The organism is Clostridium aciditolerans (assembly GCF_016316925.1).
GTDB classification, from domain to species: Bacteria; Bacillota; Clostridia; order Clostridiales; family Clostridiaceae; genus Clostridium_AM; species Clostridium_AM aciditolerans.
In genome coordinates this window covers 47,695-74,409 of sequence record NZ_JAEEGB010000037.1, presented here as the reverse complement: position 1 = coordinate 74,409, position 26,715 = coordinate 47,695, and the positions used below count along the sequence as shown (strand labels likewise).

Annotated in this window: 25 protein-coding genes; all 25 read left to right on the top strand. The window is 31.0% G+C overall.

Features of this window, described 5'->3' with window-relative positions; genetic code table 11:
- Positions 1-18 precede the first annotated feature (18 nt).
- The 25 genes from nusA to I6U51_RS20065 all read left to right on the top strand — a co-directional run bounded on the left by nusA (position 19) and on the right by I6U51_RS20065 (position 26,665).
- Positions 19-1,119, top strand: coding sequence for a transcription termination factor NusA (gene nusA / locus I6U51_RS20185; protein ID WP_211144366.1), 1,101 nt, complete (start codon positions 19-21; stop codon positions 1,117-1,119).
- 38 nt (positions 1,120-1,157) lie between these two features.
- Complete coding sequence (gene rnpM / locus I6U51_RS20180) at positions 1,158-1,427, top strand: RNase P modulator RnpM (RefSeq protein ID WP_211144365.1); 270 nt, start codon at positions 1,158-1,160, stop codon at positions 1,425-1,427.
- Entirely contained in the window at positions 1,417-1,731 is a 315-nt protein-coding gene (locus tag I6U51_RS20175; protein WP_211144364.1) for a ribosomal L7Ae/L30e/S12e/Gadd45 family protein, read from the top strand. The genes rnpM and I6U51_RS20175 overlap by 11 nt, the downstream gene beginning before the upstream one ends.
- 17 nt (positions 1,732-1,748) lie before the next feature.
- Positions 1,749-3,824: a translation initiation factor IF-2 gene (infB, locus tag I6U51_RS20170; RefSeq protein WP_211144363.1), complete on the top strand. Its 2,076-nt coding sequence runs from the start codon at positions 1,749-1,751 to the stop codon at positions 3,822-3,824.
- A 69-nt stretch (positions 3,825-3,893) separates the two neighbouring features.
- A complete protein-coding gene (rbfA, locus tag I6U51_RS20165) occupies positions 3,894-4,259 on the top strand; it encodes a 30S ribosome-binding factor RbfA (RefSeq protein WP_211144362.1) in 366 nt (121 codons plus the stop codon).
- Positions 4,246-5,208, top strand: a complete 963-nt coding sequence (locus I6U51_RS20160; protein WP_211144361.1) for a DHH family phosphoesterase — start codon at positions 4,246-4,248, stop codon at positions 5,206-5,208. Before rbfA ends, I6U51_RS20160 begins: the two co-directional genes overlap by 14 nt.
- On the top strand, positions 5,209-6,084 hold the full coding sequence (truB, locus tag I6U51_RS20155; protein WP_211144360.1) for a tRNA pseudouridine(55) synthase TruB: 876 nt from the start codon (positions 5,209-5,211) through the stop codon (positions 6,082-6,084).
- 6 nt (positions 6,085-6,090) lie between these two features.
- Positions 6,091-7,029: a bifunctional riboflavin kinase/FAD synthetase gene (locus I6U51_RS20150; protein ID WP_211144359.1), complete on the top strand. Its 939-nt coding sequence runs from the start codon at positions 6,091-6,093 to the stop codon at positions 7,027-7,029.
- A gap of 117 nt (positions 7,030-7,146) precedes the next feature.
- Positions 7,147-7,410 (top strand): 30S ribosomal protein S15, encoded by a 264-nt coding sequence (gene rpsO / locus I6U51_RS20145; protein WP_178910801.1) that lies wholly within the window; start codon positions 7,147-7,149, stop codon positions 7,408-7,410.
- A gap of 173 nt (positions 7,411-7,583) precedes the next feature.
- Complete coding sequence (locus I6U51_RS20140; RefSeq protein WP_211144358.1) at positions 7,584-9,725, top strand: polyribonucleotide nucleotidyltransferase; 2,142 nt, start codon at positions 7,584-7,586, stop codon at positions 9,723-9,725.
- A gap of 133 nt (positions 9,726-9,858) precedes the next feature.
- A complete protein-coding gene (locus I6U51_RS20135) occupies positions 9,859-11,157 on the top strand; it encodes a M16 family metallopeptidase (RefSeq protein WP_211144357.1) in 1,299 nt (432 codons plus the stop codon).
- A 173-nt stretch (positions 11,158-11,330) separates the two neighbouring features.
- Positions 11,331-11,603: a YlmC/YmxH family sporulation protein gene (locus I6U51_RS20130; protein WP_211144356.1), complete on the top strand. Its 273-nt coding sequence runs from the start codon at positions 11,331-11,333 to the stop codon at positions 11,601-11,603.
- A gap of 55 nt (positions 11,604-11,658) precedes the next feature.
- On the top strand, positions 11,659-12,864 hold the full coding sequence (gene dapG, locus I6U51_RS20125) for an aspartate kinase (protein WP_211144355.1): 1,206 nt from the start codon (positions 11,659-11,661) through the stop codon (positions 12,862-12,864).
- A gap of 62 nt (positions 12,865-12,926) precedes the next feature.
- A complete protein-coding gene (locus I6U51_RS20120; RefSeq protein ID WP_211144354.1) occupies positions 12,927-13,652 on the top strand; it encodes a ClpP family protease in 726 nt (241 codons plus the stop codon).
- A gap of 268 nt (positions 13,653-13,920) precedes the next feature.
- Entirely contained in the window at positions 13,921-16,176 is a 2,256-nt protein-coding gene (locus tag I6U51_RS20115; protein WP_211144353.1) for an FtsK/SpoIIIE family DNA translocase, read from the top strand.
- Between the two features lie 176 nt (positions 16,177-16,352).
- Entirely contained in the window at positions 16,353-17,693 is a 1,341-nt protein-coding gene (rimO, locus tag I6U51_RS20110) for a 30S ribosomal protein S12 methylthiotransferase RimO (protein ID WP_211144352.1), read from the top strand.
- Entirely contained in the window at positions 17,677-18,264 is a 588-nt protein-coding gene (gene pgsA / locus I6U51_RS20105) for a CDP-diacylglycerol--glycerol-3-phosphate 3-phosphatidyltransferase (RefSeq protein WP_211144351.1), read from the top strand. Before rimO ends, pgsA begins: the two co-directional genes overlap by 17 nt.
- 247 nt (positions 18,265-18,511) lie before the next feature.
- Positions 18,512-19,576, top strand: a complete 1,065-nt coding sequence (recA, locus tag I6U51_RS20100) for a recombinase RecA (protein WP_211144350.1) — start codon at positions 18,512-18,514, stop codon at positions 19,574-19,576.
- 317 nt (positions 19,577-19,893) lie between these two features.
- On the top strand, positions 19,894-21,435 hold the full coding sequence (gene rny, locus I6U51_RS20095; protein ID WP_211144349.1) for a ribonuclease Y: 1,542 nt from the start codon (positions 19,894-19,896) through the stop codon (positions 21,433-21,435).
- Between the two features lie 145 nt (positions 21,436-21,580).
- Entirely contained in the window at positions 21,581-21,841 is a 261-nt protein-coding gene (locus tag I6U51_RS20090) for a stage V sporulation protein S (RefSeq protein ID WP_066620210.1), read from the top strand.
- 199 nt (positions 21,842-22,040) lie between these two features.
- Positions 22,041-22,907 carry a decaprenyl-phosphate phosphoribosyltransferase gene (locus tag I6U51_RS20085; protein WP_211144348.1) on the top strand — a complete coding sequence of 289 codons (867 nt, stop codon included), beginning with the start codon at positions 22,041-22,043 and terminating at the stop codon, positions 22,905-22,907.
- A gap of 17 nt (positions 22,908-22,924) precedes the next feature.
- Positions 22,925-24,178: a hypothetical protein gene (locus I6U51_RS20080; protein WP_211144347.1), complete on the top strand. Its 1,254-nt coding sequence runs from the start codon at positions 22,925-22,927 to the stop codon at positions 24,176-24,178.
- Positions 24,175-24,531, top strand: coding sequence for an EamA family transporter (locus I6U51_RS20075; RefSeq protein ID WP_211144346.1), 357 nt, complete (start codon positions 24,175-24,177; stop codon positions 24,529-24,531). The genes I6U51_RS20080 and I6U51_RS20075 overlap by 4 nt, the downstream gene beginning before the upstream one ends.
- A gap of 50 nt (positions 24,532-24,581) precedes the next feature.
- Positions 24,582-25,475, top strand: coding sequence for a PHP domain-containing protein (locus I6U51_RS20070; protein WP_246517539.1), 894 nt, complete (start codon positions 24,582-24,584; stop codon positions 25,473-25,475).
- Entirely contained in the window at positions 25,472-26,665 is a 1,194-nt protein-coding gene (locus I6U51_RS20065; RefSeq protein WP_211144345.1) for a pyridoxal phosphate-dependent aminotransferase, read from the top strand. The genes I6U51_RS20070 and I6U51_RS20065 overlap by 4 nt, the downstream gene beginning before the upstream one ends.
- Positions 26,666-26,715 lie beyond the last annotated feature (50 nt).

Below are 26,715 nucleotides of genomic sequence, written 5' to 3'. Positions count from 1 at the left end.
GGAGGGTATTTTTAGGAAATGAACCAGGAATTTATAGAAGCCTTAAAAGAAATAGTTAAAGAAAAAGGTATAAGTGAAGATTTGTTGTTTACAACTATAGAAGATGCATTAGTTGCCGCATATAAGAAAAATTACGCTAATTTAGGCGGAAATAACCAAAATGTCAAAGTGACAATGAATAGGGAAAATGGAGAAATTCATGTTTATTCTCAGAAAAAAGTTGTGGATGAAGTCTATGACGAAGTAAATGAAATAAGTTTAGAAGAAGCAAAGGATATAGATCCTAACTATGATATTGAGGATGTAGTAAGTATTGAAGTAACTCCTAAAAAGTTTGGAAGAGTAGCAGCACAAGCAGCAAAACAAGTTGTTATTCAAAGAATAAAGGAAGAAGAAAGAAGAATTATTTATAGTGAATTTGCAGAAAAAGAAGATGATATTATAACAGGTGCTGTTATTAGAAAAGATAAAAGTAACGTACTAGTTGATTTAGGTAAGACAGAGGCAGTACTGGGACCTAATGAGCAAATGCCAGGCGAGAAATATAACTTCAATGATAAGTTAAAATTATATATTGTTGAAGTTAAGAGTACAACAAAAGGTCCGCAAATTGTTATTTCAAGAACACATCCAGGTCTAATAAAAAGACTGTTTGAGCTTGAAGTACCTGAAATATTTGATGGTACAGTTGAAATCAGAGCTATTGCAAGAGAAGCTGGATCAAGAACAAAAATATCAGTGTTTTCAAATGATGAAAATGTAGATCCAATGGGAGCATGCGTAGGACCTAAAGGTATAAGAGTACAAAATATTGTAAATGAGCTTAAAAATGAAAAGATTGATATCATAAAATGGAGTAAGTTACCGGAAGAATATATTGCAAATGCATTAAGTCCAGCAAAAGTCTTAGATGTAACACTAGATGAGGATAATAAATTCGCTCAAGTAATAGTAGACGACAACCAGTTATCCTTAGCTATTGGTAAGGAAGGACAGAATGTTAGATTAGCAGCAAAACTTACTAGCTGGAAAATTGATATTAAAAGTAAATCACAAGCTGGAGTTGATTTTAAGGAAACTATAAATGAAGATGACGACCAGTTTGTAGATGAAGAATAAGTAAAGCAATATTTAATTTTAGGTGAGGTGGTTTTTGTATGAAGCAAAAAAAAGTACCACAAAGAATGTGCACTGGATGCATGGAAATGAAGCCTAAGAAAGAACTTATAAGGGTTGTTAGAGATGCCGAGGGAAACATTTCGGTAGATCTAACTGGTAAGAAAAATGGCAGAGGAGCCTATGTATGCAGGAATATCGAATGTCTGGAGAAAGCTTTCAAGGCAAAAAGATTGCAGAAAAATTTAGAGGCTCAAATAGATGAAGAAATTTATGGAAGATTGAGAGATGAAATACAGCATGAAAGATAAATTTCTCCAGTTTTTAGGCTTAACGAAGCGTGCAGGAAAGCTTCTGGAAGGGTATAATAAATGTGAGGATGCAATAAAAAGAAATAAGGCATATTTAATAATACTATCTTCTGATGCATCTGATAATACAGTAGATAAATTCCTAAAGTATGGTGAAAAATATAAAACACCTGTCTTAAAGGGATACGATAAGGACGAATTAGGAAGCGCTTTGGGAAAGGAAGAAATAAAAATCCTAGGCGTTACAGATTTAAAAATGAGCGAACGGTTAATTAGTATATATAAAGACATCGAAAAAATTTAGTGTCGGGGGTGAATGCTATGTCAAAAGTAAGAATTTATGAATTATCCAAAGAATTAGAAATATCAAGCAAAGATTTAATTAGTATTCTGCTAGACGAATTTAGCATAGAAGTAAAGAATCACATGAGTGTGATAGAGGAAGAAGATGCGGAATTAATAAAAGAACTTTTAGCAGAAAGAAGGAAAGAGGAAACTAATTCTGGCGAAGATATAGTAGAAAAATATGAAGAGTTAGTTGAAGATAATAAAACAAAAAATCGCAAAAAAAATAAAGGTAAAATTAAAGGTAGAGATGATCAAGGTAATTTTACAGAAGGTGAAGATAGTGATGAGAAAGTAATTGAAATAGATGATACAATTACTGTAAAAGAGCTATCAGAGAAATTAAATGCATCTTCAATAGAAGTGATAAAGCAGTTAATATTTATGGGAGTAATGGCTGCTATAAATCAAGAAATTGACTTTGAAACTGCTGAAAAATTAGGAGAAAAATTTAATGCTATTGTAGTTAAAAAAGAAAGAGATATTGATAAAGAAGCTGTAGAGCAGATAGATGAAGATGAAGAAGAAGATACTAACTTAGAAAAAAGACCTCCTGTTATAACTGTTATGGGTCATGTTGACCATGGTAAAACATCATTATTAGATGCCATAAGAAAAGCAAAAGTTACTGAAACAGAAGCAGGTGGAATTACTCAGCACATAGGTGCTTATACTGTAACTATAAATGATGAAAAGCTTACTTTCCTTGATACTCCAGGTCACGAAGCCTTTACAGCTATGAGAGCTAGAGGAGCCCAAATTACTGATATAGTTATTTTAGTTGTAGCTGCAGATGATGGAATAATGCCTCAGACTGTAGAAGCTATAAACCACTGTAAGGCAGCAAATGTTCCAATGGTAGTAGCTATAAATAAAATGGATAGACCAGGAGCTAATCCAGATAGAGTTAAGCAAGAGTTAACTGAGCATGGATTGTTAGCTGAAGACTGGGGTGGAGATATAATCACTGTACCTGTATCAGCTCATACTAAAGAAGGAATAGATACATTACTTGAGATGGTTCTATTAACTGCTGAAATGCAAGAATTAAAAGCAAATGCCAATAGAAATGCTAGAGGAACAGTAGTAGAAGCTAAGCTTGATAAAGGTAGAGGACCAGTTGCTACATTACTTGTTCAAAATGGTACTTTACATGTAGGTGATTCTATAATTGTAGGAACTACATATGGAAGAATTAGAGCAATGTTTGATGATAAAGGAAAGAAAATTAAGTCTGCCGGACCATCAATACCAGTTGAAATACTTGGACTATCAGAAGTACCTGCTGCAGGTGATAGATTCCATGAAGTAAAAGATGAAAAAACTGCTAGGGATATGGCTGAAAAGAGAAAAGAAAAGGTAAGAGCTGAGTACTTACAGTCAACACATAAAGTTTCTCTTGAAGACTTATATAGCCAAATTAAAGAGGGAAAAGTAAAAGAGTTAAATATAATTGTTAAAGCGGATGTTCAAGGTTCCGTAGAAGCTGTAAGACAATCACTTCAAAAGTTATCTACTGATGAGGTTAAGGTTAGAGTTATACATGGAGCTGTTGGAGCTATAACAGAGGCAGACGTTACTCTTGCATCTGCATCTAATGCTATAATCATAGGATTTAATGTAAGACCAAATGATAATGCTGTTTCTGTAGCAGAAAAAGAATCTGTTGATATGAAGAGTTATAGAGTTATATATAATGCAATAGATGATATTAAGGCTGCTATGGTGGGAATGCTTGAACCAGATTATAAAGAAGTAATTCTTGGTAAAGCGGAGATAAGACAGACATACAAAATATCCAATGTTGGAACTATAGCAGGATGTTATGTATTAGATGGAAAATTAACAAGAAACAGCAGCATAAGAGTTATAAGAGATGGTATAGTTATATTTGAGTCAGAGCTTGCATCTTTAAAGAGATTTAAGGATGATGCAAAAGAGGTTGCAGCAGGTTATGAATGTGGTCTTTCTGTTGAAAAATTCAATGATATAAAAGAGGGAGATATAATAGAAGCTTATACCATGGAAGAAATTAAAAAGAAAGAACTATAATTTTACTTGGAATTGAGAATTAAGCTATAACTTGACTGTTAGTAGCTGCACAAAAATGAGGTGAATTGTATGGCTAAATATAGAGGCAATAGAATAAATGAGGAAATGAGAAAAGAAATAAGTAGTATAATTCAAAATGACATAAAAGATCCAAGACTTACTGCAATGATAAGTGTAACAAAGGTTGATGTAACAAAAGACTTAAGATATGCTAAGGTTTATGTTAGTTTATTTGGTAATGATGATTCTAAAAAAAGCACTTTAGAAGCATTGAAAAGTTCCTCAGGTTTTATTAGAAGAGAAATAGGTCATAGAATAAACTTAAGATATACACCAGAAATAATTATTGAATTAGATAACACTATAGAACAAGGTATGCATATTGATGCTTTATTAGAGAAAATAAAGGAGAAAGAGCATCATGATAATGAATAAAATCTTGGAAAAGATAAAGGAAAGTAATAGAATAGCTATTACTTTCCACATTTCTCCTGATGGTGATTCTTTAGGGACGTCATTAGCTTTGATGCAGGGACTGCGTAAAATAGGCAAAGAGGTATATATACTTTCTAAGGAACATATACCTAAAGATTTTAGTTTTTTACCTTGTTCAGAGGCTGTTGATGGAAAAAGGTATGATGTAGTTCCTGGCACTGAATGTGTAATAGTCTTAGATTGCGGCGATGTAAAAAGAATTAATGCGCATATAAATTTTGAAGATAGAAACTATACTTTAATAAACATAGATCACCATATGTCAAATGAACTTTATGGTGATTTAAACTATGTAGATACTAATGCATCAGCTATGTCCGAAATAATATATCAAATGCTTCGTATTATGGGAATAGAAATAGACCAAGATATGGCTAAGTGTCTTTATACGTCATTAATTACGGATACAGGGTCATTTAAGTACTCCGGGACTACATCTGTAACCCATACAATAGCAGGTGATCTTATTAACACTGGAATCGATTTTAGCGAAATTCATAGAATTATTTTTGACAATAAAAAATTTGAAAGAATAAAACTATATGGAAAAGCTATTGATAAAATGGAGCTTATAGGAAGTAAAATATGTGTTATGTCATTAACTAAGGATATGCTGTTAGAACTAGGGATTGATACTAACACAGATACCTCTGATATTATAACCTTTGGTATGCAGGTAGACTCTGTTGAAGTTGCTGTGTTGATAAAAGAAACAAATGAAGGTGTAAAGATGAGCTTAAGATCGAAGGATGTTGTTGATGTACGAAAAATTGCAGAAAAGTTTGGTGGAGGCGGCCATATAAAGGCTTCAGGTCTTTCAATGGAAAATAAAACAGTAGAAGAAGCTAAGGCAATAATAATTAAGGAACTAGAAAAAGAGTTGATATAAATGGATGGAATATTAAATATAAATAAACCTACAGGAATGACTTCCTTTGATGTAGTAAGAAAGGTAAAGTCAATAGCCAAAACTAAGAAGGTTGGTCATACAGGAACATTAGATCCTGAGGCTTCAGGGGTACTACCAATATGCATAGGTCGTGCTACAAAGCTTGTTGACTACATAATGAATGATTATAAAATATATAAAGTAGAGTTAAGACTTGGTGTTGTAACAGATACTTATGATAGAGAAGGTAAAGTTTTAAAAAACGAAGATGTTACTTTATCCAAAGAAGAAGTTGAAGAAGCAATAAAAAGTTTCATAGGAGAAATAGACCAGGTTCCTCCTATGTATTCTGCTTTAAAGGTAAATGGACAGAGATTATATTCCCTTGCAAGACAGGGTATTGAAGTTGAAAGAAAAGCAAGGAGAATCAATATATATAATATTGATATACTGGATATAAAAGTTCCTACTGTAATATTTAATGTAAAGTGCTCTAAAGGCACCTATATTAGAAGTCTTTGCTATGATATTGGTGAAAAGCTAAGATGTGGTGGAGCAATGTGGAATCTTGAAAGAGTCCAAACAGGAACCTTTAATATCTTAGACTCCGTAGAACTGGAACATTTAAATAGTGATAATATATTGGAGTATTTAATTCCAATGGACAAAGCCCTTAGTGAATATCCAGAGATACATTTAGATGAAAAATACGAAAAACTTGTATTCAATGGAGTAACTATAAAAGACAAATCTCTGTTAAATAATATTGAAAATGATAGGCTATATAGAGTATATTTAAAAAATAATGAGTTTATTGGAATAGGCATAAAAAATAGTGTAGGATTTAAAATTGTTAAACTACTTGTTCAGAGGTAATACAGTATGATTGTAATGGAAGATAATTTTAAAGAGTATTTACAACAGGATACTTATATTGCACTAGGAAGCTTTGATGGACTTCATATAGGACATATGAGTTTGATTAATAAAACCATTAAGTTAGCGAAAAAAAATAATGCTAAAAGTATGGTTTTTACTTTTAAGGATCATCCATTAGCAACTATTAATGCAGAATTAGCACCAAAGCTTATTATGGATAATAATACTAAATTAAAAGTATTAGAAAGCGCAGGTTTGGACATAATAAATATGGTAGGGTTTAACAGAGACTTTATGAAGTTAAATCCAGAGGATTTTATTATAAACTTAGTAAGCCACTATAGACTTAAAGGTTTAATTGTTGGCTTTAATTATAGATTTGGATATAAAAATCTTGGGGATGTAGAATTATTAAAGAAAATGAGCAAAGCCCTTGGATTTTCATTGAATATAGTTGAACCTGTTAAATTTAAAAGCCAAATAGTAAGTAGTTCAATTATAAGAAGCATTATATGTGACGAAGGAGATATAAAGAAGGTTAATAAAATGCTCACAAGACCTTTTATGATGCAAGGTGCTGTTATAAAAGGAAAACAATTAGGAAGAAAGCTAGGCTTTCCAACTAGTAACTTAGATTATGACAAAAGATTTGTAATTCCTAGAGGGGGTGTCTATTATACTATAGTTGAGTATAATAAAAACTTATTTAGAGGAATTACAAATATAGGTTATAACCCAACAGTAAATGACAATAAATTGGGCATTGAAACTCATATATTAGACTTCAATGAGGACATATATGATAAGAATATAAAAATATACTATATTGATAGAATAAGAGATGAAAAAAAGTTTAATTCTCTACAGGAATTAATCGATCAATTAAAAAAAGACAAGGCTTTTGCGAGAAAGCAAAAATTAGAAATTAATTTTAAAAATTAATTTACAACATTATTTTTATTTGTTATAATAACATTCGTGAACCTTATTCTAAGAAATTCGACTTGCCGACGGCTTTCTTGGAATATAGGGGATTTTAATTTTTGGAGGTGCATACACATGAATAAGGCAGTTAAAGAAGAAATAATGCAAAAGCATGCAAGACATGAAGGAGATACTGGTTCTCCAGAAGTGCAAATAGCACTACTTACTGAGAGAATAAATCACCTAAATGATCACTTAAAGACACACAAGAAAGACCACCACTCAAGAAGAGGTCTTTTAATGATGGTTGGTAAAAGAAGAGGTCTTCTTAATTACTTAATGAAGCAAGATATTGAAAGATACCGTGCTATCATAGCAGAGTTAAAATTAAGAAAGTAATTTTAGAGCGGCTAATACCCGCTCTATTATTTTAAAAATTTTGCATGGAATTAAAATGTAAAATTGGTTTATCATAATAATGTTTATATTAAAAATTAGTAACTAAAGTTGTATAATAATGTTGATAAATAATGATAATAATAATATTGAAACCTGTGAAGGGAGGTTAATTTATGAGTCAAATAATGGAAACTACTATTGCTGGAAGAACGTTAAAAGTTGAATACGGTAAAGTAGGTATGCTGTCAAATGCTGCTGTACTTGTAAGTTATGGAGATACAGTAGTATTAATTAATGCCAATGCTTCAGATAAACCAAGGGAAGGAATAGACTTTTTCCCTTTAAGTATAGAATATGAAGAGAGACTATATGCTGTAGGTAAAATTCCAGGAGGTTTTATAAAGAGAGAAGGTAAACCTTCTGAAAAAGCAATATTACACGGTAGAGCTATAGATAGACCTTTAAGACCGTTGTTTCCTAAGGGATATAGAAATGACGTTCAGGTAGTATGTACTGTTGTTTCTGTAGAACAAGATAATTTGCCAGAGATATTAGCTGTCAACGGTGCATCAATAGCCCTATGTATTTCAAGTATTCCATTCACTACTCCTGTAGCAACGGTATCAGTAGGTTTAGTAGATGGTGAATTTATTATAAATCCTACTTTATCTCAAAGAGAAAAAAGCACTCTAAATCTAACTGTATGTGCTACTAAAGAAAGAGTAATGATGGTTGAAGCTGGAGGCCAGGAAATACCAGAAGATGATATGTATAATGCTATTATGTTTGGATTTGAAGAATGTAAAAAAATAGTTGCATTCCAAGAAGAAGTAATGGCTAAAATGGGAAAAACAAAGGTTATTCCTGAATTATATAAAGTTGATGAAGCAATAGAACAAGATGTTAGAGCTTTTGCTTTTGATATGGTAAAAGAAGCTATGTACATAATGGATAAAGACGAAAGAAATGCAGCTATAGATGCTGTAAAAGTAAAAATTAATGAGCAATTTAGCGAAAAATATCCTGATAATGGTTCAGACATAGCAGATACAATTTATGGAATGCAAAAAGAAATAGTAAGAAATATGTTGTTAAATGAGCATAGAAGACCTGATGGAAGAGATTTTAATGAAGTAAGACCTATAAGCTGTGATGTTGCATTGCTTCCAAGAACTCATGGTACAGGACTATTTACAAGAGGAATGACTCAAGTAATGACTGTAGCAACATTAGGTGCACTAGGAGATGTTCAAATTCTTGATGGACTTGGCTCAGAAGAATTTAAAAGATATATGCATCACTATAACTTCCCATCATATAGTGTTGGAGAAGTTAGACCTCTAAGAGGACCTGGAAGAAGAGAAATAGGTCATGGTGCATTAGCTGAAAAGGCTTTAGAACCACTTATTCCAAATGAAGATGAATTCCCATACACAATAAGACTTGTATCAGAAGTGTTAAGTTCAAATGGATCAACATCTCAAGCAAGCGTATGTGGAAGTACATTAGCGCTTCTTGATGCTGGTGTTCCAATAAAAAGACCTGCAGCAGGAATAGCTATGGGACTTATAACTAGTGAAGACTTATCTAAAGAAGAAGTTATAACTGATATACAAGGTATAGAAGACTTCTTTGGAGATATGGATTTCAAAGTGGCTGGAACAGAAGTTGGAATTACTGCTATTCAATTTGATACAAAAATTCATGGTCTATCAAATAAATGTATAAGAGAATCTTTAGATAAGGCAAGAGTTGCTAGATTACACATATTAGGAAAGATGAACGAGTGTATTTCAGAGCCAAGAGAAGAATTATCTAAGTATGCTCCAAAAACATATACTATGACTATTGATCCAGATAAGATAAGAGATGTAATAGGAGCTGGCGGTAAAGTTATAAATAAGATAATTGCTGAAACTGGCGTTAAAATCGATATAAAAGAAGATGGAAAAATATTTGTAATGTCCGATGATAGCGTATGTGCTAAGAGAGCTCTCAAAATAATAGATGATTTGACTAGAGAAGTTAAAGCTGGAGAAATATATCTTGGTAAAGTAACTAAGATAGCTAACTTTGGAGCATTTGTTGAAATACTTCCAGGAAAAGAAGGCTTAGTTCATATATCAAAACTTGATTTTGCAAGGGTAAATAAAGTGGAAGATATAGTTTCTCTAGGAGATGAGATACTAGTTAAGGTAACTGAAATTGACAATCAGGGTAGAATTAATCTTTCAAGAAAAGACGCTATAAAAGACTCAGAAGAAAAAAATTCAGAAGAGAAAGCTTCAGAAGAGAAAGTTTCAGAAGAAGAATAAAAATAGAAGGGCATTATTGTGCCTTTTTATTTTTATCTACTATTTTATCATAAAATTATCTGCCATGTGGTATAATATTGGTGAATTTGCTTATATTTCCAGAAGTCAAATATTAATTTTTGAGGTGGCACTGATGTATAATTTATTTAAATTAGATAACGGATTGAGAATAGTCTTAGAAAATATTGATTATGTTAATTCAGTAAGTGTAGGTTTATGGGTAGAAAATGGGTCAAGAAATGAAGATAAAAATAATAATGGAATATCTCATTTTATTGAACATATGTTTTTCAAAGGGACAAAAAATAGAACAGCATTGCAAATTGCAGAGTGTATAGAGGATGTTGGAGGTCAAATCAATGCTTTTACAGGAAAAGAAGCTACTTGTTTTTATATTAAGGCATTAGATTCACATCTAGAACTTGCTTTAGATGTAATATCAGATATGCTCTTTAACAGTAAATTTTTACCGGAAGATATTGAAAAAGAAAAAGGTGTAGTAATTGAAGAGATAAAAATGAGTGAAGATTCTCCAGAAGATGTGTTAATGGATCTTCATAGTTCGGCAATTTGGGGGAATGATCCTTTATCACTTCCTATACTAGGTACAGTAGAAACAGTAAAATCTTTTGATAGAGAACAAATAGTTAATTATATTTCTTCTTATTATATACCTGAAAATTCAGTTATATCTATTTCTGGAAAATTTGATGCAAAAGCTGTAGAAAAACTTGTAGACAAATATTTTGGAAACTGGAACAGCAGTAACAAAGAAGTAACTAATTATTCGGAACCAAATATTTTAACAAGTCACTTATATAGAAAAAAAACTATAGAACAGCTTCATCTAAGCTTAGGGATACCAGGTATTGAATCTGGTAAAGATGAATTATATTCATTACTTCTTTTGAGCAATGTATTTGGAGGAGGAGCATCTTCTATATTATTCCAAAAAATAAGAGAAGAAAAGGGGTTATGTTATTCTATTTATTCATATATCTCATCTTTTAGAAATACCGGTGTTGTAAGCATATATACTAGTTTAAATCCGCAGTACGCGGCAGATGCATTGCACATGATAAAGGATGAAATGGATAAATTCATTAAGAATGGTATAAGTGATGAAAAGCTTCTTAAAGCAAAAGAACAGTTAAAAGGCAGTTATATTCTAGGATTAGAAAGTACTAGTAGTAGAATGTTCAATAATGGAAAATCAGTACTATTTTTGAACAGAATAAATAAACCTACAGATATAATAGAAAAAATAGACAATATCAATAAAGAAAAATTAAATGAAGTTATGCAAAAGACTTTTATGAAGGGTATAACAAATGCAGCCTTTGTAGGGGAAGAGATAGATCTAGAGGTTTTAAAGAATGTTATTAGTAAAGATGTAGTACCTTTTAAAAATTCAAAAATAAATTCTATATAAAATACTTTTGGTTTCTATATTTGTTCCTGTATGTTTAAATAAATGTAATAACTCCTTAGTATAATTCATAATATAAAAATAATAGGTTGTATTATTTTTTAGGAGACAGTTGACAGCGAAGGTGAGTTTTCATCCTTCACTGCCCTCTATTAAAATATTAAGGAGGTATATATATGAGTGAAAGTGTAAAGTTTTATAGTGAAATGGAAAGATATGAGATTATAAATGTAAATGATGGAGATAGATTTAACTGTTTGGGCAATAATGATATAATAATTGATGAGGATGGCAATCTTAAATTATTAGTTTTAAATGACAATAAATCTAAGTTTGGTTTGTTTTCTAAAAGTGAATTTGTAGAAGTACCATGGGAATATGTAAAAAAAATAGGTTCGAAAACAATAATTATTGATGCAGAAGAAAAAATGTTAAAGAGATCTCGTTAACATATTAGAGATCTCGCTAATATACTATTATTAGAAAAAGCGATGGAGGGTAAAAATGAAAATATTAGTACAAAAGTTTGGAGGAACCTCTGTATCTACTGACGACAGAAGAGAGTTAGTAGTTCAAAAGATATTAAAGGCAAAAGAAGAAGGTTTTTCTCCAGTGGTAGTAGTATCTGCTATGGGTAGAAAAGGACAGCCCTATGCAACAGATACCCTTCTTTCTTTAATAAGTGATGAATACAAAAGAGTTAATACTTTAGGAATGGATTTACTTATGAGTTGTGGTGAAATTATAAGCACTGTAGTGATGAGTGACGTATTATCTAAAAATAGTTTGTCAGCCGTTCCATTAACTGGAGGACAAGCGGGTATTATTACAGATGATAATTATAATAATGCATCTATTTTAAAAGTAGACTCAGAAAAGTTGTTAAATATAATAAAAGAAGGAAAAATACCTGTTGTGGCTGGTTTTCAAGGTATAAGTGAGAAAGGATTTATAACCACTCTTGGAAGAGGAGGTAGTGATGTAACTGCTTCCTTGCTTGGCGCTGCCCTAAAGGCAGAAGAAGTTCATATTTATACTGATGTAGATGGAATCATGACTGCAGATCCTAGAATAGTTTCAGATGCATCACTAATTGAAAAAATAAGTTATAATGAAGTATTTCAATTTGCAGATCAAGGTGCGAAGGTGATTCATCCTAGAGCTGTAGAAATAGCCATGAAGTCAAATGTAACACTTGTTATAAAAAATACTCTCAGTGATTGTAAAGGTACTGTAATAAATAGTAATGCAATTAGAAATACTGAAAACATTATTACTGGAATAACTTCTATGGACAAAAGAGTACAAGTAACAGTAGAGTTAGATGAAAATAAAGAGAATGAAAATTATGATATACTTTTAGATGAATTAGCTCAAAATCTAATAAGTATAGATTTAATAAATGTGTTTCCTAAACAAAAAATATTTACTATAGATGGGAAAAATCTAGATAGCTTTAAGATTATTATGGAACAACTTGGCCTAATTTATTCATATGTAGAAGAATGCAGTAAGATTGCAATAATCGGAAGTAGAATGAGAGGTCTTCCAGGTGTAATGGCTAAAATATTAAGAGTATTAACTAAGGCAAATATAGAAGTTCTTCAGACTGCTGACTCTCATACTACAATTTGGTGTCTTGTAGAAAGTAAAAACTCGGAAAAAGCAATAAATGCGCTCCATAATGAATTTAAGTTAGGCAGCGAATAAAATTAAAATGAATATCAGTCCCTTATAATGCACAAAATATATTTATGCAAGGAGGGATTGATATGCAAGAAGAAAAAGATAACAAAGGAATTAAAGATCAGGAAGAAAATAAAGGCAATAAGGAACTGCAGAATATAAAAGAATTAGGTATGCAAAATATTCCTAAAGCTAAAGATAGAATTCAAATACTACCTATAATCGGTCAAATTGAAGGGCATGTGGCGTTACCACCACAAACTAAAACCACTAGGTATGAACATGTTATACCACTACTAATTGCCATTGAGAATGATCCAAATGTTGAAGGAGTACTTGCAGTGCTAAATACTGTGGGAGGTGACGTAGAAGCAGGATTGGCAATATCAGAAATGATAAGAAGTTTGAGCAAACCTACAGTATCTCTAGTGATTGGCGGAGGACATTCTATTGGAGTACCTCTTGCTACTGCTGCAGATTACTCCTTTATTTCACCTTCGGCTACTATGATAGTTCACCCAATAAGGATGAATGGTCTTGTTATAGGTGCACCTCAAACCTTTGAATATTTTAATAAAATGCAGGAGAGAATTATTGAGTTTATAGTGAGAACCTCAAAGATAGATAGAGATAGATTACGTAAACTTATGGCTCAAACAGATGAATTATTAAATGATATGGGAACTATTTTAATTGGAAAGCATGCAGTAGACGAAGGATTGATCGATGAAGTTGGAGGTATAAGTGATGCTATTAAAAAACTAGATGTGCTTATACAAGAGAAAAAAAAGGATACTGAAAGTCAGCCATAGGATATTTCCTATGGTGATTTATATTTATAAGTAATTAAGGCATCTTCAAAAAATAACTAGTCAATATGCTAGTATATTTTGCATCATACTGTGGCAGTAGAATCTGTTGACAGACAACTGTCAGCGGAACCTGTCTACTTGTCTAATGCAAAATATCTGTAGCATTTTGACTTGTTATTTTATTTCAGATGCATAAAAGGAAATATATTAATTATGTAGAATAACTACATAGATAAGTGTTATTACAATTGTCTTGAGGTGATATGATATGGCTAGAAAAACAGAAAAATATGAATTTGATAGAGACATAAAAGGAATTCTTCTAATTACATTAGGAATATTGATGATAATAAGTGTTTTCTCATCAGAATCATCTGGAATTATTGGAAACTTTACTAAAAAAATATTAATAGCTGTAATGGGATTAGGTGCCTTTGTTTTTCCAGTCTTAATAATATTTACAGGATTTTGTTTTGTATGTAAAAAGAATAAAATAAATTTCAGCAAAAAGTTTTACGGAATTTTACTGTTTATTATTAACACTCTTCTGCTTATACAAATGATAATAATGTCAGAGTATTATGCAAGTAATGATATAGTAAAAGGAATAAGAATACTATATGAAACTGATAGTCCATTGCATGGAGGGATTATAAGCTTTTTAATAGATGTACCTCTTTTTAAATTGTTTGGCAGTGTAGGTTGTTATGTGATCTTTGCTTCAATATACATAATATGTTTTATATTAATGAGTAGAGTAACAATTTATGATATATTGCATAAAATAAAGTCTGTATTAAAAGAAAGCAATTATGTGGAAGAAGACACAATCATTAATGAAAAAGACAGAGAACCAGAAAAGGCCCAACATAGTAGCAGCGTAGAGAAAGAAAGTTTCATAAAAAATATTAATAATAGAATAAAGATTTTGGACTTTATGAAATCAGCAGACAAAAATGTTGAGGAAAAACCTGATGCAGATATTAAAGAAAATAAAAATGTAAAGCGTAATATTGAGATTGAATGTGCTTCCGATAAGGCAATAGATGACTCAATAAATGAGGAATTGGACAAGCAAATGACAGGTACTCATATAAGCTGTAACCAAGAATATAATTTTCCATCTGTTGAACTGTTAAAAACAAATGTCCAGTCAAAACTTAATAAAGAAGATAAAAAAGAATTAATAAATAATGCTAACAAACTAGAAGAAACCCTAAGCAGTTTTGGTGTAGAAGCTAAAGTTATTCAGGTAAGTAAAGGACCTTCTGTAACGAGATTTGAACTTCAACCTAGTCCAGGAGTTAAGGTAAGCAAAATTGTAAATCTATCTGACGACATAGCTTTGGGATTAGCAGCATCAGGGGTAAGAATTGAGGCTCCTATTCCAGGAAAATCTGCCATTGGAATAGAAGTACCAAATAGAGAGTTAACAGCGGTTTATCTAAGAGAAGTTATAGAATCTCCAGAGTTTATTAATTCAAGCAAAAATTTGGCCTGTTCATTAGGAAAAGATATAGGTGGAAACTGTGTAGTTTGTGACTTAACGAAAATGCCGCATATGCTTATTGCAGGAGCTACTGGTTCAGGAAAAAGTGTATGTATAAACACATTAATAGTAAGTTTACTCTATAAATATTCTCCGGATAATGTCAAGCTGTTGATGATAGATCCGAAAGTAGTTGAGCTTAGTGTGTATAATGGAATACCTCACCTGTTAATACCAGTAGTTACAGATCCTAAAAAAGCAGCGGGAGCGTTAAACTGGGCTGTTCAGGAGATGACAAGAAGATATAAACTTTTTGCAGACAACGGTGTAAGAAATATTGAAAGCTATAATGAACTATATGAAAAAGGAATAACAGAAAATGAACTTCCTTTTGTTGTAATAATAATTGATGAATTAGCAGATTTAATGATGGTATGCCCAAACGATATTGAAGACTACATAGGTCGTTTAGCTCAGATGGCCAGAGCTGCAGGAATGCATTTGGTTATTGCCACACAAAGACCTTCTGTAGACGTTATTACCGGGGTAATTAAGGCTAATATACCTTCAAGGATATCTTTTGCGGTGTCTTCTCAAATTGACTCAAGAACTATATTGGATACAGCGGGTGCTGAGAAGCTTCTTGGAAAAGGAGACATGCTATTCTATCCAGTAGGTGAGGCAAAGCCAATAAGAATTCAAGGAGCATTTATATCTGAAAGTGAAGTTGAAAAGGTAGTTAACTTTATTAAAGATAAACAAGGTGCACCACAATATGAAGATGATATAATAGATCACATTGACACGAATGCCAATGGAGAAAGTTCAGATGCTGATGAATTATTAGAAGAAGCTACCAGAATAGTAGTAGATATAGGACAAGCATCTACATCACTTCTGCAAAGAAGGCTTAGAATAGGTTATAATAGAGCTGCTAGAATAATTGATCAGATGGAAGAAAGAGGGATAATATCAGGACGAGATGGAAGTAAGCCAAGACAGGTTCTTGTAAAGAGAGAAAACTATGAAAGATAGGGTAAATTTGATTAACAAAGAGTTGTCTAAGTTTATTAATATTATGTGTGGTAATTATAGGATAAGATAACTCAGTCTTTTGTTATTATAATTTTTTCTTGTAAAATGTAAAAAGTAGATTTAAAATAAAGTATGAAGTTTTGGATTTAATTATTTATCTAATAGGAGGAAAAATAGTGGATAAATTAAAAGTTGGACTAATAAGTTTAGGCTGTGATAAAAATAGGATTGATTCTGAAATTATTCTAAGTCATATAAATATGGATAATACTATTGTAAATAATCCTAAGGAAGCAGATGTAATAGTTATAAATACCTGTGGATTTATTGAATCTGCAAAACAAGAATCTATCGATACCATTCTTGAAATGTCAAAGTATAAGGAAAGATTTAGTTGCAAGTTAATTGTAGTTACAGGGTGCTTAACTCAAAGATACGGTAAGGAGCTTATGGAGCTTTTACCAGAAATAGATATAATGCTTGGAGTAAATGATTATGACAAGCTAAATGAAAGCATAATAAAATGTATGGAAGATAAAAATTCTAAATTTTATAGCTGCAATTATAGTGACTCTAGCATAAATGAGGGGAAAAGAATACTCACTACTGCATCCTTTACAGCATACTTAAGAATTGCTGAGGGGTGTGATAACTTTTGTACTTATTGCATAATTCCTAAAATTAGAGGAAAGTATAGAAGCAGAAATATAGAAAACATATTGGAAGAAGCTAAAAATCTTGCAGCTCAAGGAGTAAAAGAGATTATATTAGTTGCTCAAGATACTACAAGATATGGAATAGATATATATGGACAAAAGATGCTTCCAAAACTTATAAATGAAATATCTAAAGTTGAAGGAATCCAGTGGATAAGAATATTATATTGTTATCCTGAAGAGATTACAGATGAATTAATAGATGAAATAGCTAATAATGATAAGGTATGTAAGTATTTGGATATTCCTGTTCAACATATAAGCGATGACATATTAAAGCTTATGGGAAGAAGAGGAAGAAAGCAAGAAATAATAAATAACATAAATAAGTTAAGAACAAAAGTAGATGGAATAGTAATAAGAACATCTATAATTGTAGGATTCCCAGGAGAAAGGGAAGAAAATTTTAATGAGTTAAAAGATTTTATAAAAGAAATAAAATTTGATAAGTTAGGTGTATTTAAGTATTCTCAAGAAGAAGGAACACCGGCTGCAGAAATGAAAGAGCAAGTTGATGAAGGTATAAAACAAAAACGTGAAGAAGAATTAATGATGCTTCAACAAACAATATCGAAAGACATTAATGATAGTAAGATAAATAGAGCTTATGAGGTCATCATTGAAGGAAAAGAGAAAGAAGCATGGTATGGCAGAAGTCGTGAAATGGCTCCTGAAATAGATGGTCTAATTTATTTTGAAAGTGATAAAAAATTACAAGTAGGAACTATGGTTAAGGTTAAAATTACCAATAGCTCCGAGTATGATTTAATGGGAGTTGTATGTAATGAATTTAGCAAATAAACTTACGTTACTTAGAATACTTTTAGTTCCATTTTTTTTAATGTTTATTACGATTAAAGATATTCCTTATGGAAAGGCCATTGCTATAGGTATATTTGTAATTGCATCTATTACAGATAAATTAGATGGATATATAGCGAGAAGTAGAAATCAAATAACTAGGTTTGGTAAATTTATGGATCCATTAGCGGATAAACTTTTAGTTACAGCAGCATTGATTTCCCTTGTAGAGTATCATATTGTACCTGCTTGGGCTGCTATGATAATTATAGCAAGAGAGTTTGCGGTAACTGGATTAAGGTCAATTGCGGCCGCAGAAGGCATAGTTATTGCAGCAAGCAATTGGGGTAAAGCTAAAACAGTGACGCAAATAATTGCTCTTATTTTGGCATTGATAAACCTAAATTACAATCATGTATCACTTGGAATAATTAAAAAGTATATAGCTTATCCTCATAAGTTTTTAAATTTAACAACTAATATTGCAATGGCGATTGCGATTGCAATTACAATAATATCAGGGTTAGATTATTTTATTAAAAATAAAGAGGTAATGAGGGCTGACCGATAAAGATAATGTTGTATAAAAGAAAATCTTTAGATGATCAACTAATTTATTGACATTATTTGGTTAAATATTTGAGATGTGTCTATAATTAAAAATAGAAAGTTCCTGACTTTCAGGAACTTTTATTTTTCTATGGAGATGAGATCCATTGAAAAACTATTATGAAATTTGCTCATTCAGTTGACCATATACATAAGATAGTATATAATATTAATAGAACAAATGTTCGATTTGAAAGGAAGTGAACCCTATGGGGAATATTAATACTGATAAATTAAAAGCTTTAGAAGCAGCTATGGGGCAGATAGAAAAACAATTTGGAAAAGGATCTATAATGAAGCTTGGAGAGCACAGTATACTAAATGTTGATGCTGTTTCTACAGGATGCCTTGACCTCGATATAGCTTTAGGCATTGGTGGAGTACCTAGAGGAAGAGTTGTTGAGATATTTGGACCTGAGTCTTCAGGTAAAACCACTGTAGCGCTTCATATAGTGGCTGAAGCACAAAAGTCAGGTGGTACAGCAGCATTTATAGATGCAGAACATGCCCTTGATCCTGCATATGCTAAAAATTTAGGCGTAGATATAGAGAATTTAATTGTATCACAACCAGATACTGGAGAACAGGCTCTAGAAATAGCTGAAGCTTTAGTAAGGTCTGGGGCAATAGATGTAATTGTTGTAGACTCTGTAGCTGCTTTAGTTCCTAAGGCAGAAATAGAAGGAGAAATGGGTGACTCTCATGTAGGACTACAAGCTAGACTGATGTCTCAAGCTTTAAGAAAACTCACAGGTTCTATAAATAAGTCAAAATGTGTAACTATATTTATCAACCAGTTAAGAGAAAAGGTTGGTGTTATGTTCGGAAATCCTGAAACAACTCCAGGTGGTAGAGCATTAAAGTTCTATGCATCAGTGAGAATGGACGTAAGAAGAATAGATTCAATTAAACAGGGCGATGATATTGTAGGTAATAGAACAAAGGTTAAGGTAACAAAGAATAAGGTTGCACCGCCTTTCAAACAAGCTGAGTTTGATATTATGTATAATCAAGGTATATCAAGACCAGGTAATGTTCTAGATGTAGGGGTAAGGGAGGAACTAGTACAAAAAAGTGGTGCTTGGTTCTCTTATAAAGAAACTAGGTTAGGACAAGGAAGAGAAAATGCAAAGCAATTCTTGAAGGAAAACCCTGAGATCCTACTTGAAATTGAGAATAAAATTAGAGAAAAATACGAATTACCTTTGGCTAAAGCTTTAAATGATAATAAAGTAGATAGTGAACAACCAAAGGAAACTGTTGAAAACGAGTAATTTTCTAAAAATCGCAAGTATACAATACTTGCGATTTTATTATATATTTATACTTCTATTGGTGATTAGATAATCAGGTATTGGTTAAAATACAATAGTATAAAGACAGTATTATAACATAATTATTCAATAGATAATTATAATATAATTTATGTAACACTATAAACTTGACAATATGAAAAATATAATATAAAATTAAGACAAATTCTGGTTTATCATTTGCTTAGTAATTACCATTTGAATAAATATGACACCTTTTCTATGCTTGCATATTTGACTAAATAATAGATACACAAATAAGCGAAGGAGGTGTTCATGTGAGTGGAATTATATACATTATTATTTTCGGTATAATCGTAGCAGTCGGTTTATTTATTGGATTTTATATGACAAAAAGTAAAGCTGATGCTATAAAATCACAGGCTCTTGAAGAGTCTCATAGATTGAAAGAGGAGGCAGAGAGGGCGGCTGAATCCAAAAAGAAAGAAGCCATTCTTGAAGCTAAAGAAGAAGTTCATAGATTGAGATCTGACTCTGAGAGGGAATTAAGAGAAAGAAGAAACGAAATACAAAGGCTTGAAAGAAGATTAATTCAAAGAGAAGAACTACTTGATAAGAAGAGTGATTCACTTGAAAAAAGAGAAGATAGCCTAAACAAAAAACAGCAGGAAATTGATGAATTGCAAGCAAGTATAGAAGAATTATATGAAAAACAAAGGGAAGAACTTCAAAGATTATCAGGATTAACATCCGAAGAAGCTAAGGAAATATTATTAGAAGAAATTAACAAAGAAATTAAGCATGAAGCAGCAATTATGATTAAAGAGGTAGAATCAAAAGCTAAAGAAGAAGCTGACAAAAAAGCACGAGAGATTATAACTTGTGCAATACAAAGATGTGCAGCAGATCATGTAGCTGAAACTACAGTACATGTTGTTGCTCTTCCTAATGATGAAATGAAGGGAAGAATAATTGGTAGGGAAGGAAGAAACATAAGAACATTAGAAACCCTAACAGGCGTAGATTTGATAATAGATGATACACCTGAAGCAGTAATTCTTTCAGGATTTGACCCAATAAGAAGAGAAGTAGCAAGAATAGCTTTAGAAAAGCTGATAATTGATGGAAGAATTCATCCTGCAAGAATTGAAGAAATGGTTGAAAAAGCTAAAAAAGAAGTTGAAAATGATATCAAAGAAGAAGGAGAACAAGCAACTTTTGAAACTGGGGTACATGGTCTTCATTCAGAACTAATAAAGTTACTAGGAAGATTAAAATATAGAACCAGTTATGGTCAGAATGTATTAAAGCATTCTATAGAAGTTTCATATTTAGCTGGTCTCATGGCTTCAGAACTTGGTATTGATCCGACTTTAGCCAAGAGAGCAGGATTGCTTCATGATATTGGTAAAGCAGTAGATCATGAAGTTGAAGGTCCACATGCCATTATTGGAGCAGAAGTTGCGAAGAAATATCGTGAGTCTTCTGTAATAGTTAATGCTATTGGTGCCCATCATGGCGATGTAGAGTTTCAATCTTTAGAAGCTGTACTCGTTCAGGCCGCAGATGCAATTTCAGCTGCAAGACCTGGTGCTAGAAGAGAAACACTAGAAGCTTATATTAAGCGTCTAGAGAAGTTGGAAGAGATAGCAAACACATGTGAAGGCGTAGAGAAGTCATATGCCATTCAAGCAGGTAGAGAGCTTAGAATTATGATCAAACCAGAAGATGTTGACGATGCAGGGGCTGTTGAAATGGCAAGGAATATTGCTAAAAGAATTGAAAGCGAATTAGAGTATCCTGGTCAAATTAAAGTAAATGTTATAAGAGAAACCCGAGCAATCGAATATGCAAAATAGTTAAAAAAGACAATAATATTCCTTTTGAGTTTTGTAAAATATGAAATCTTTACAAAATTTAGAAGGAATTTTTAATTTTTTGTAGAATAGTATATTGTAGCGACAATAACAAATAAAGTTAATTATAGTATATAGGAGGTTTACCATGGAAGTATTAAAAGTTTCAGCAAAATCAAGTCCAAATTCAGTGGCAGGAGCATTAGCAGGAGTTTTAAGGGAAAGAGGAGCAGCGGAGATTCAGGCTATAGGTGCTGGTGCATTAAATCAAGCAATTAAAGCAGTTGCTATTGCAAGAGGGTTTGTTGCGCCAAGTGGAATAGATCTAGTTTGCATTCCAGCATTTACTGATATTGAAATAGATGGCGAAGAGAGGACTGCAATTAAGTTAATAGTGCAACCAAGATAAAAAATAATTAAAATATAATAAATTTGTTAAAAAGGACTTGAATTTGAATCAAGTCCTTTAATTTATGATGAAAATATGTTAAATTAGATGATGTTGACTATATTATAACCTATGATAAAATGTAAAAAGGTATTAACTAGTAGATAAGTAGGCAAATATGATATACAATTTTCAATTTTAATTACTGAGGAGGAAACCTATGGACGTAAAAGCTATATTTCAATTAATGAGGCCTAAACAATGGATTAAGAATTTTTTTGTATTTGCTGCAATAATTTTTTCAGGAAAATTTTTTAATGAAAATATATTGTATTTAAATATTATAACATTTATTTTATTTTGCCTTACATCATCTTCAATCTATGTGCTAAATGATATTGTAGATATTGAAAAAGATAGATGTCATCCTGATAAAAAAAGAAGGCCCCTTCCTAGTGGACGTGTTTCTTTAAAAACTGCTGTAATTTTAGATATAATAATTGTTTTATTTGTAACATATTTTTCATATAAAATGCTCAGTATTAAAATATTAAGTATATTAGCAATATATATGGTGATAAATGTATTTTATTCCTTTAAACTAAAAAATGTAGTAATAATAGATGTAATGATAATAACCTTTGGATTTGTATTAAGAGTTGAAAGCGGAAGTTTAGCAACAGGTGTTCAAGTTTCCCCATGGTTATTTTTATGTACTATATTATTGGCACTATTTTTAGCTCTTAATAAGAGAAGAAGTGAAATTATAACTCTAAAGGATAGAAGTGGCTCACATAGAAAAATATTAGAGGAATATTCTGTTGAAATGTTAGACAAGATGCTTATTATAGTAACACCATCTATATTAATGGCATACTGCCTATATACCTTTAGCTCTGTTCAAAGTAAGACTATGATATTTACTATTCCATTTGTATTGTATGGAATTTTTAGATATGAATATCTTGTAGATAAGAAAAATGTTGGTGGAAAGCCGGAAGATGTATTTGGAAAAGATATACCATTTTTAATAAATATAATATTATGGGTAATATCAGTTTTAACCATAATATATTTGAAATTATAGAAAGGACATTAGACAATATGAAAAGTAAAAACTCAAAAATAGGTACATATTACAAAGTTGTATTAATTATTGGGTTGTTAGTTTCTACATTATGGGTAGTATTTGTAGATGCAAAACCATTTTCAGATTTTCAATATTATTATAATCTTGCTGTTAATATAGCAAATGGGTTACCTTGGGGAGATACCTATACATCTGTAGGATATCCTATAATTCTTGGCGGAATTTTTAAATTATTTGGTTCAAGTTTAATTATTGCTAAAGTATTCAATTTAATTATTACGTTTGCATCTAATTTTTGCTTTTTACTAATACTTAGAAAATTAGATATAAATGAATTGGATAGAAGAATTATATTTACTATGTTTGTATTTATGCCAAATAATATTATGTATAATAGTATTCTTGCCACGGAAATACTTTTTACTTTAATACTATTAATTATAACTAACATTTATTTTGGAGAAATTAAATTTAAGTATATATTAATAGGTATACTTACAGGACTTAATACGATGATAAAGCCATTTTTTATAGCAATTTTCTTTGCAATATTTATTGTAGAGATATTGAAAGAAAAAAGGGTTACATTAGCATTTAAGAATTCTTTTATAGTTTTAATAGTCTCTATAATAGTAATCTCACCATGGATATATAGAAATACGAAGCTTGTAGGACAATTTACATATGTATCAAACAATGGAGGTATCGTTTTATACATAAATAATAATTCTCAAAATAATGTAGGTAGATGGATGGCTGCTAGTGATGTTGAAAATTCGATTGTAAAAACACCGGAATACGAAAAAGCAAATATGACTGAAAAAAATAAAATGCTTGGAGATGCAGCAAAAAAATGGATTAAAAATCATCCGAAAGAATTTTTAACTCTTGGTTTTAAAAGATTGTATAATACTTATTTTGTAAGTGATGATATCTTGTACAGCACTTATGGAAGCAATTTAAGTGATAATACTAAGACGATAATTTTTTCTGTAACAAATAATATAAGAAACATAATATTTACACCAGCTATACTATATATTTTAATCTACAGTATAGTAATCTTAAGAGCAATTGTTTTGAGGAAAACTCAATTACTAGATAAATTTACATTATATATTATAGTGATATTTTTTATGTTTACTTCAGTATATTTTATTACAGAAGGCCAAGGAAGATATGCTTTTCCCGAAATATTTATAATGATATATTGTTTCTATCAGTTTATTAAATTAGCACTATATAAGTTAAAGGAGTTATTTTTATGATTTGGTTAATTCTAACATCGGTTTTTTTAGGTGCAATTGGACAGGTTTTGGTAAAGTATGGAGCTGTAAATCTTGAATTGAATTTTGCTGCAAGGTACATTTTTTCAAGTATATTAAGTATATTAAAAAATGTACCTGTGATGCTGGGAACTGTATCTTATGGACTTAGTTTTCTGATCTGGATAAAAGTTTTGAGCAAGGTTGAATTGAGTTATGCATATCCTATGGTCAGTATAGGATATATATTAATTATGTTTTTCTCTTACTTTATTTTTAAAGAAAATATTTCACTGATAAGAATAGCAGGAGTAATTTTCATTATAATAGGAGTTATATTAGTAGCAAAAAGTTAAAAAAATATCTATAATTGATAATTAAGCCAAATGGTGATATATTGTAGTAAATGAATTTTTTATATTTTGAGAAAACGGGTGATATAATGCTGTACTCAGATTTACACATTCACTCAAACTATTCAGATGGGAAGCTTTCCCCAGAAAAGATAGTTGATTTGTCACAATTTAGAAATATAAAGTGTATTTCCATAACAGACCACGACAGTATTGATTCTCAATATATAGTTAAGAATAGAAACTCCGCAAATATAAAAATCATTCCAGGGTTAGAACTTAGCTCTCAATATAAGGGCATAGAAGTCCATATTTTAGCTTATTTTATTAATTTAGATGACAAGGCACTTAAAGATAGACTTAGTGATGTTAAACAAAGCAGACAAGAAAGGGCTCAAAAGATAATAAGCAAATTAAATGAATTGAATATAGACATAAATATAGAAGATATAGACAAGGAAGATTATGATAGGTCTATTGGAAGACTTCATATAGCTAAAATTCTAGTTAGTAAGGGATTTGCTGAAAGTACTAAAGAAGCATTTCAAAGATATTTAATCAAAAACAGACCTGCATTTGTGGAGCGGTGCAAAATAGATTATAAAGAAGCAATGAAGCTTATATTGAACGCAAAAGGAGTACCAGTTTTAGCTCATCCTGGAGAGATATATAGGAATATAGAAATAGAAAATATAATAAAAGATTTAAAGTCATACGGATTAAAAGGTATAGAAGTGTTTCATCCAGCGCACTCTTCTAGAACAGTAAATAATTGTTATAATTTAGCTAAAAAATATTCATTAATTATTACTGGCGGAAGTGATTGTCATGGCACTATTGTAAATGGCGACTATACGCTAGGAACTATAGGTATTAATGAAACTTTAACTTATAAATTTTTAAAAGCAAAATATAAAAACTTTCGTGATATGGAGGAAACAAAATGATATTATCAAAAAAAGCGCAGCAAATACAACCATCTATAACTTTGGCAATAACGGCTAAAGCTAAAAAAATGAAGGCAGATGGAATCGATGTTATTGGATTTGGAGCAGGTGAACCAGACTTTAATACGCCAGAAAATATTCAAAATGCAGCAATCAATGCCATTAGACAAGGATTTACTAAATATACACCTGCATCAGGTATAATGGAGCTAAAAGAGGCAATAGTAGATAAGTTTAATAAAGATAACAATTTGAATTATAAAACTACTCAAATTATTGTTTCATCAGGTGCTAAACAAAGTTTATCTAATGCTTTCTTATCTACATTAAATCCTGGAGATGAGGTTATTGTTCCAGTACCTTACTGGGTAAGCTATCCAGAACTTATAAAGCTAGCAGATGGAGTACCTGTATTTGTAGAAACAAGTGAAGAAAGCGGTTTTAAATATGATATAGAAGCCTTAAGAAGTGCTATAACAGAAAAAACAAAAATGATATTATTAAATAGTCCAAATAACCCAACAGGTACAGTGTATACTAAAGAAGAACTTGTGGCTATAGCAGATCTTGCTAAAGAAAAGAATATATTAATTTTATCAGATGAAATTTATGAAAAATTGTTATATGGGAACACTAAACATATAAGTATAGCTAGTCTAAGTGAAGACGCATATAACAGAACAATTGTTATTAATGGAGTATCTAAAGCATATTCTATGACAGGTTGGAGAATAGGATATTCCGCATCTAGTGAAGAAATAGCTAAACTTATGTCAAATATACAAAGTCATACTACTTCAAATCCTAACTCAATTGCTCAGTATGCATCTGTAGAAGCTTTAAAAGGTGATGATGCACAAATGATAACAATGGTTTCAGAGTTCAAAGCAAGAAGAGACTATATGGTAAATAAGATAAATTCAATAGAAGGTGTGTCCTGCATTAATCCTGAAGGTGCATTTTATGTAATGATGAATATATCAAAGATTTTTGGTAAAAAAATTGACGGTGTTGAAATTATAGATTCTATGAGTTTTTCTGAACAATTACTTGATAAAGCAAAAGTAGCAGTTATACCAGGTATAGGTTTTGGTGTAGATAACTATGTAAGATTCTCTTATGCAACTTCAATGGATAATATTCAAAAAGGGCTAGATAGAGTGGAGAAGTTTATTAGTGAACTAAAATAATACTATTTATTAATAGAAAATTTGTTTTTTAATAGACTAAAAATCTTTAA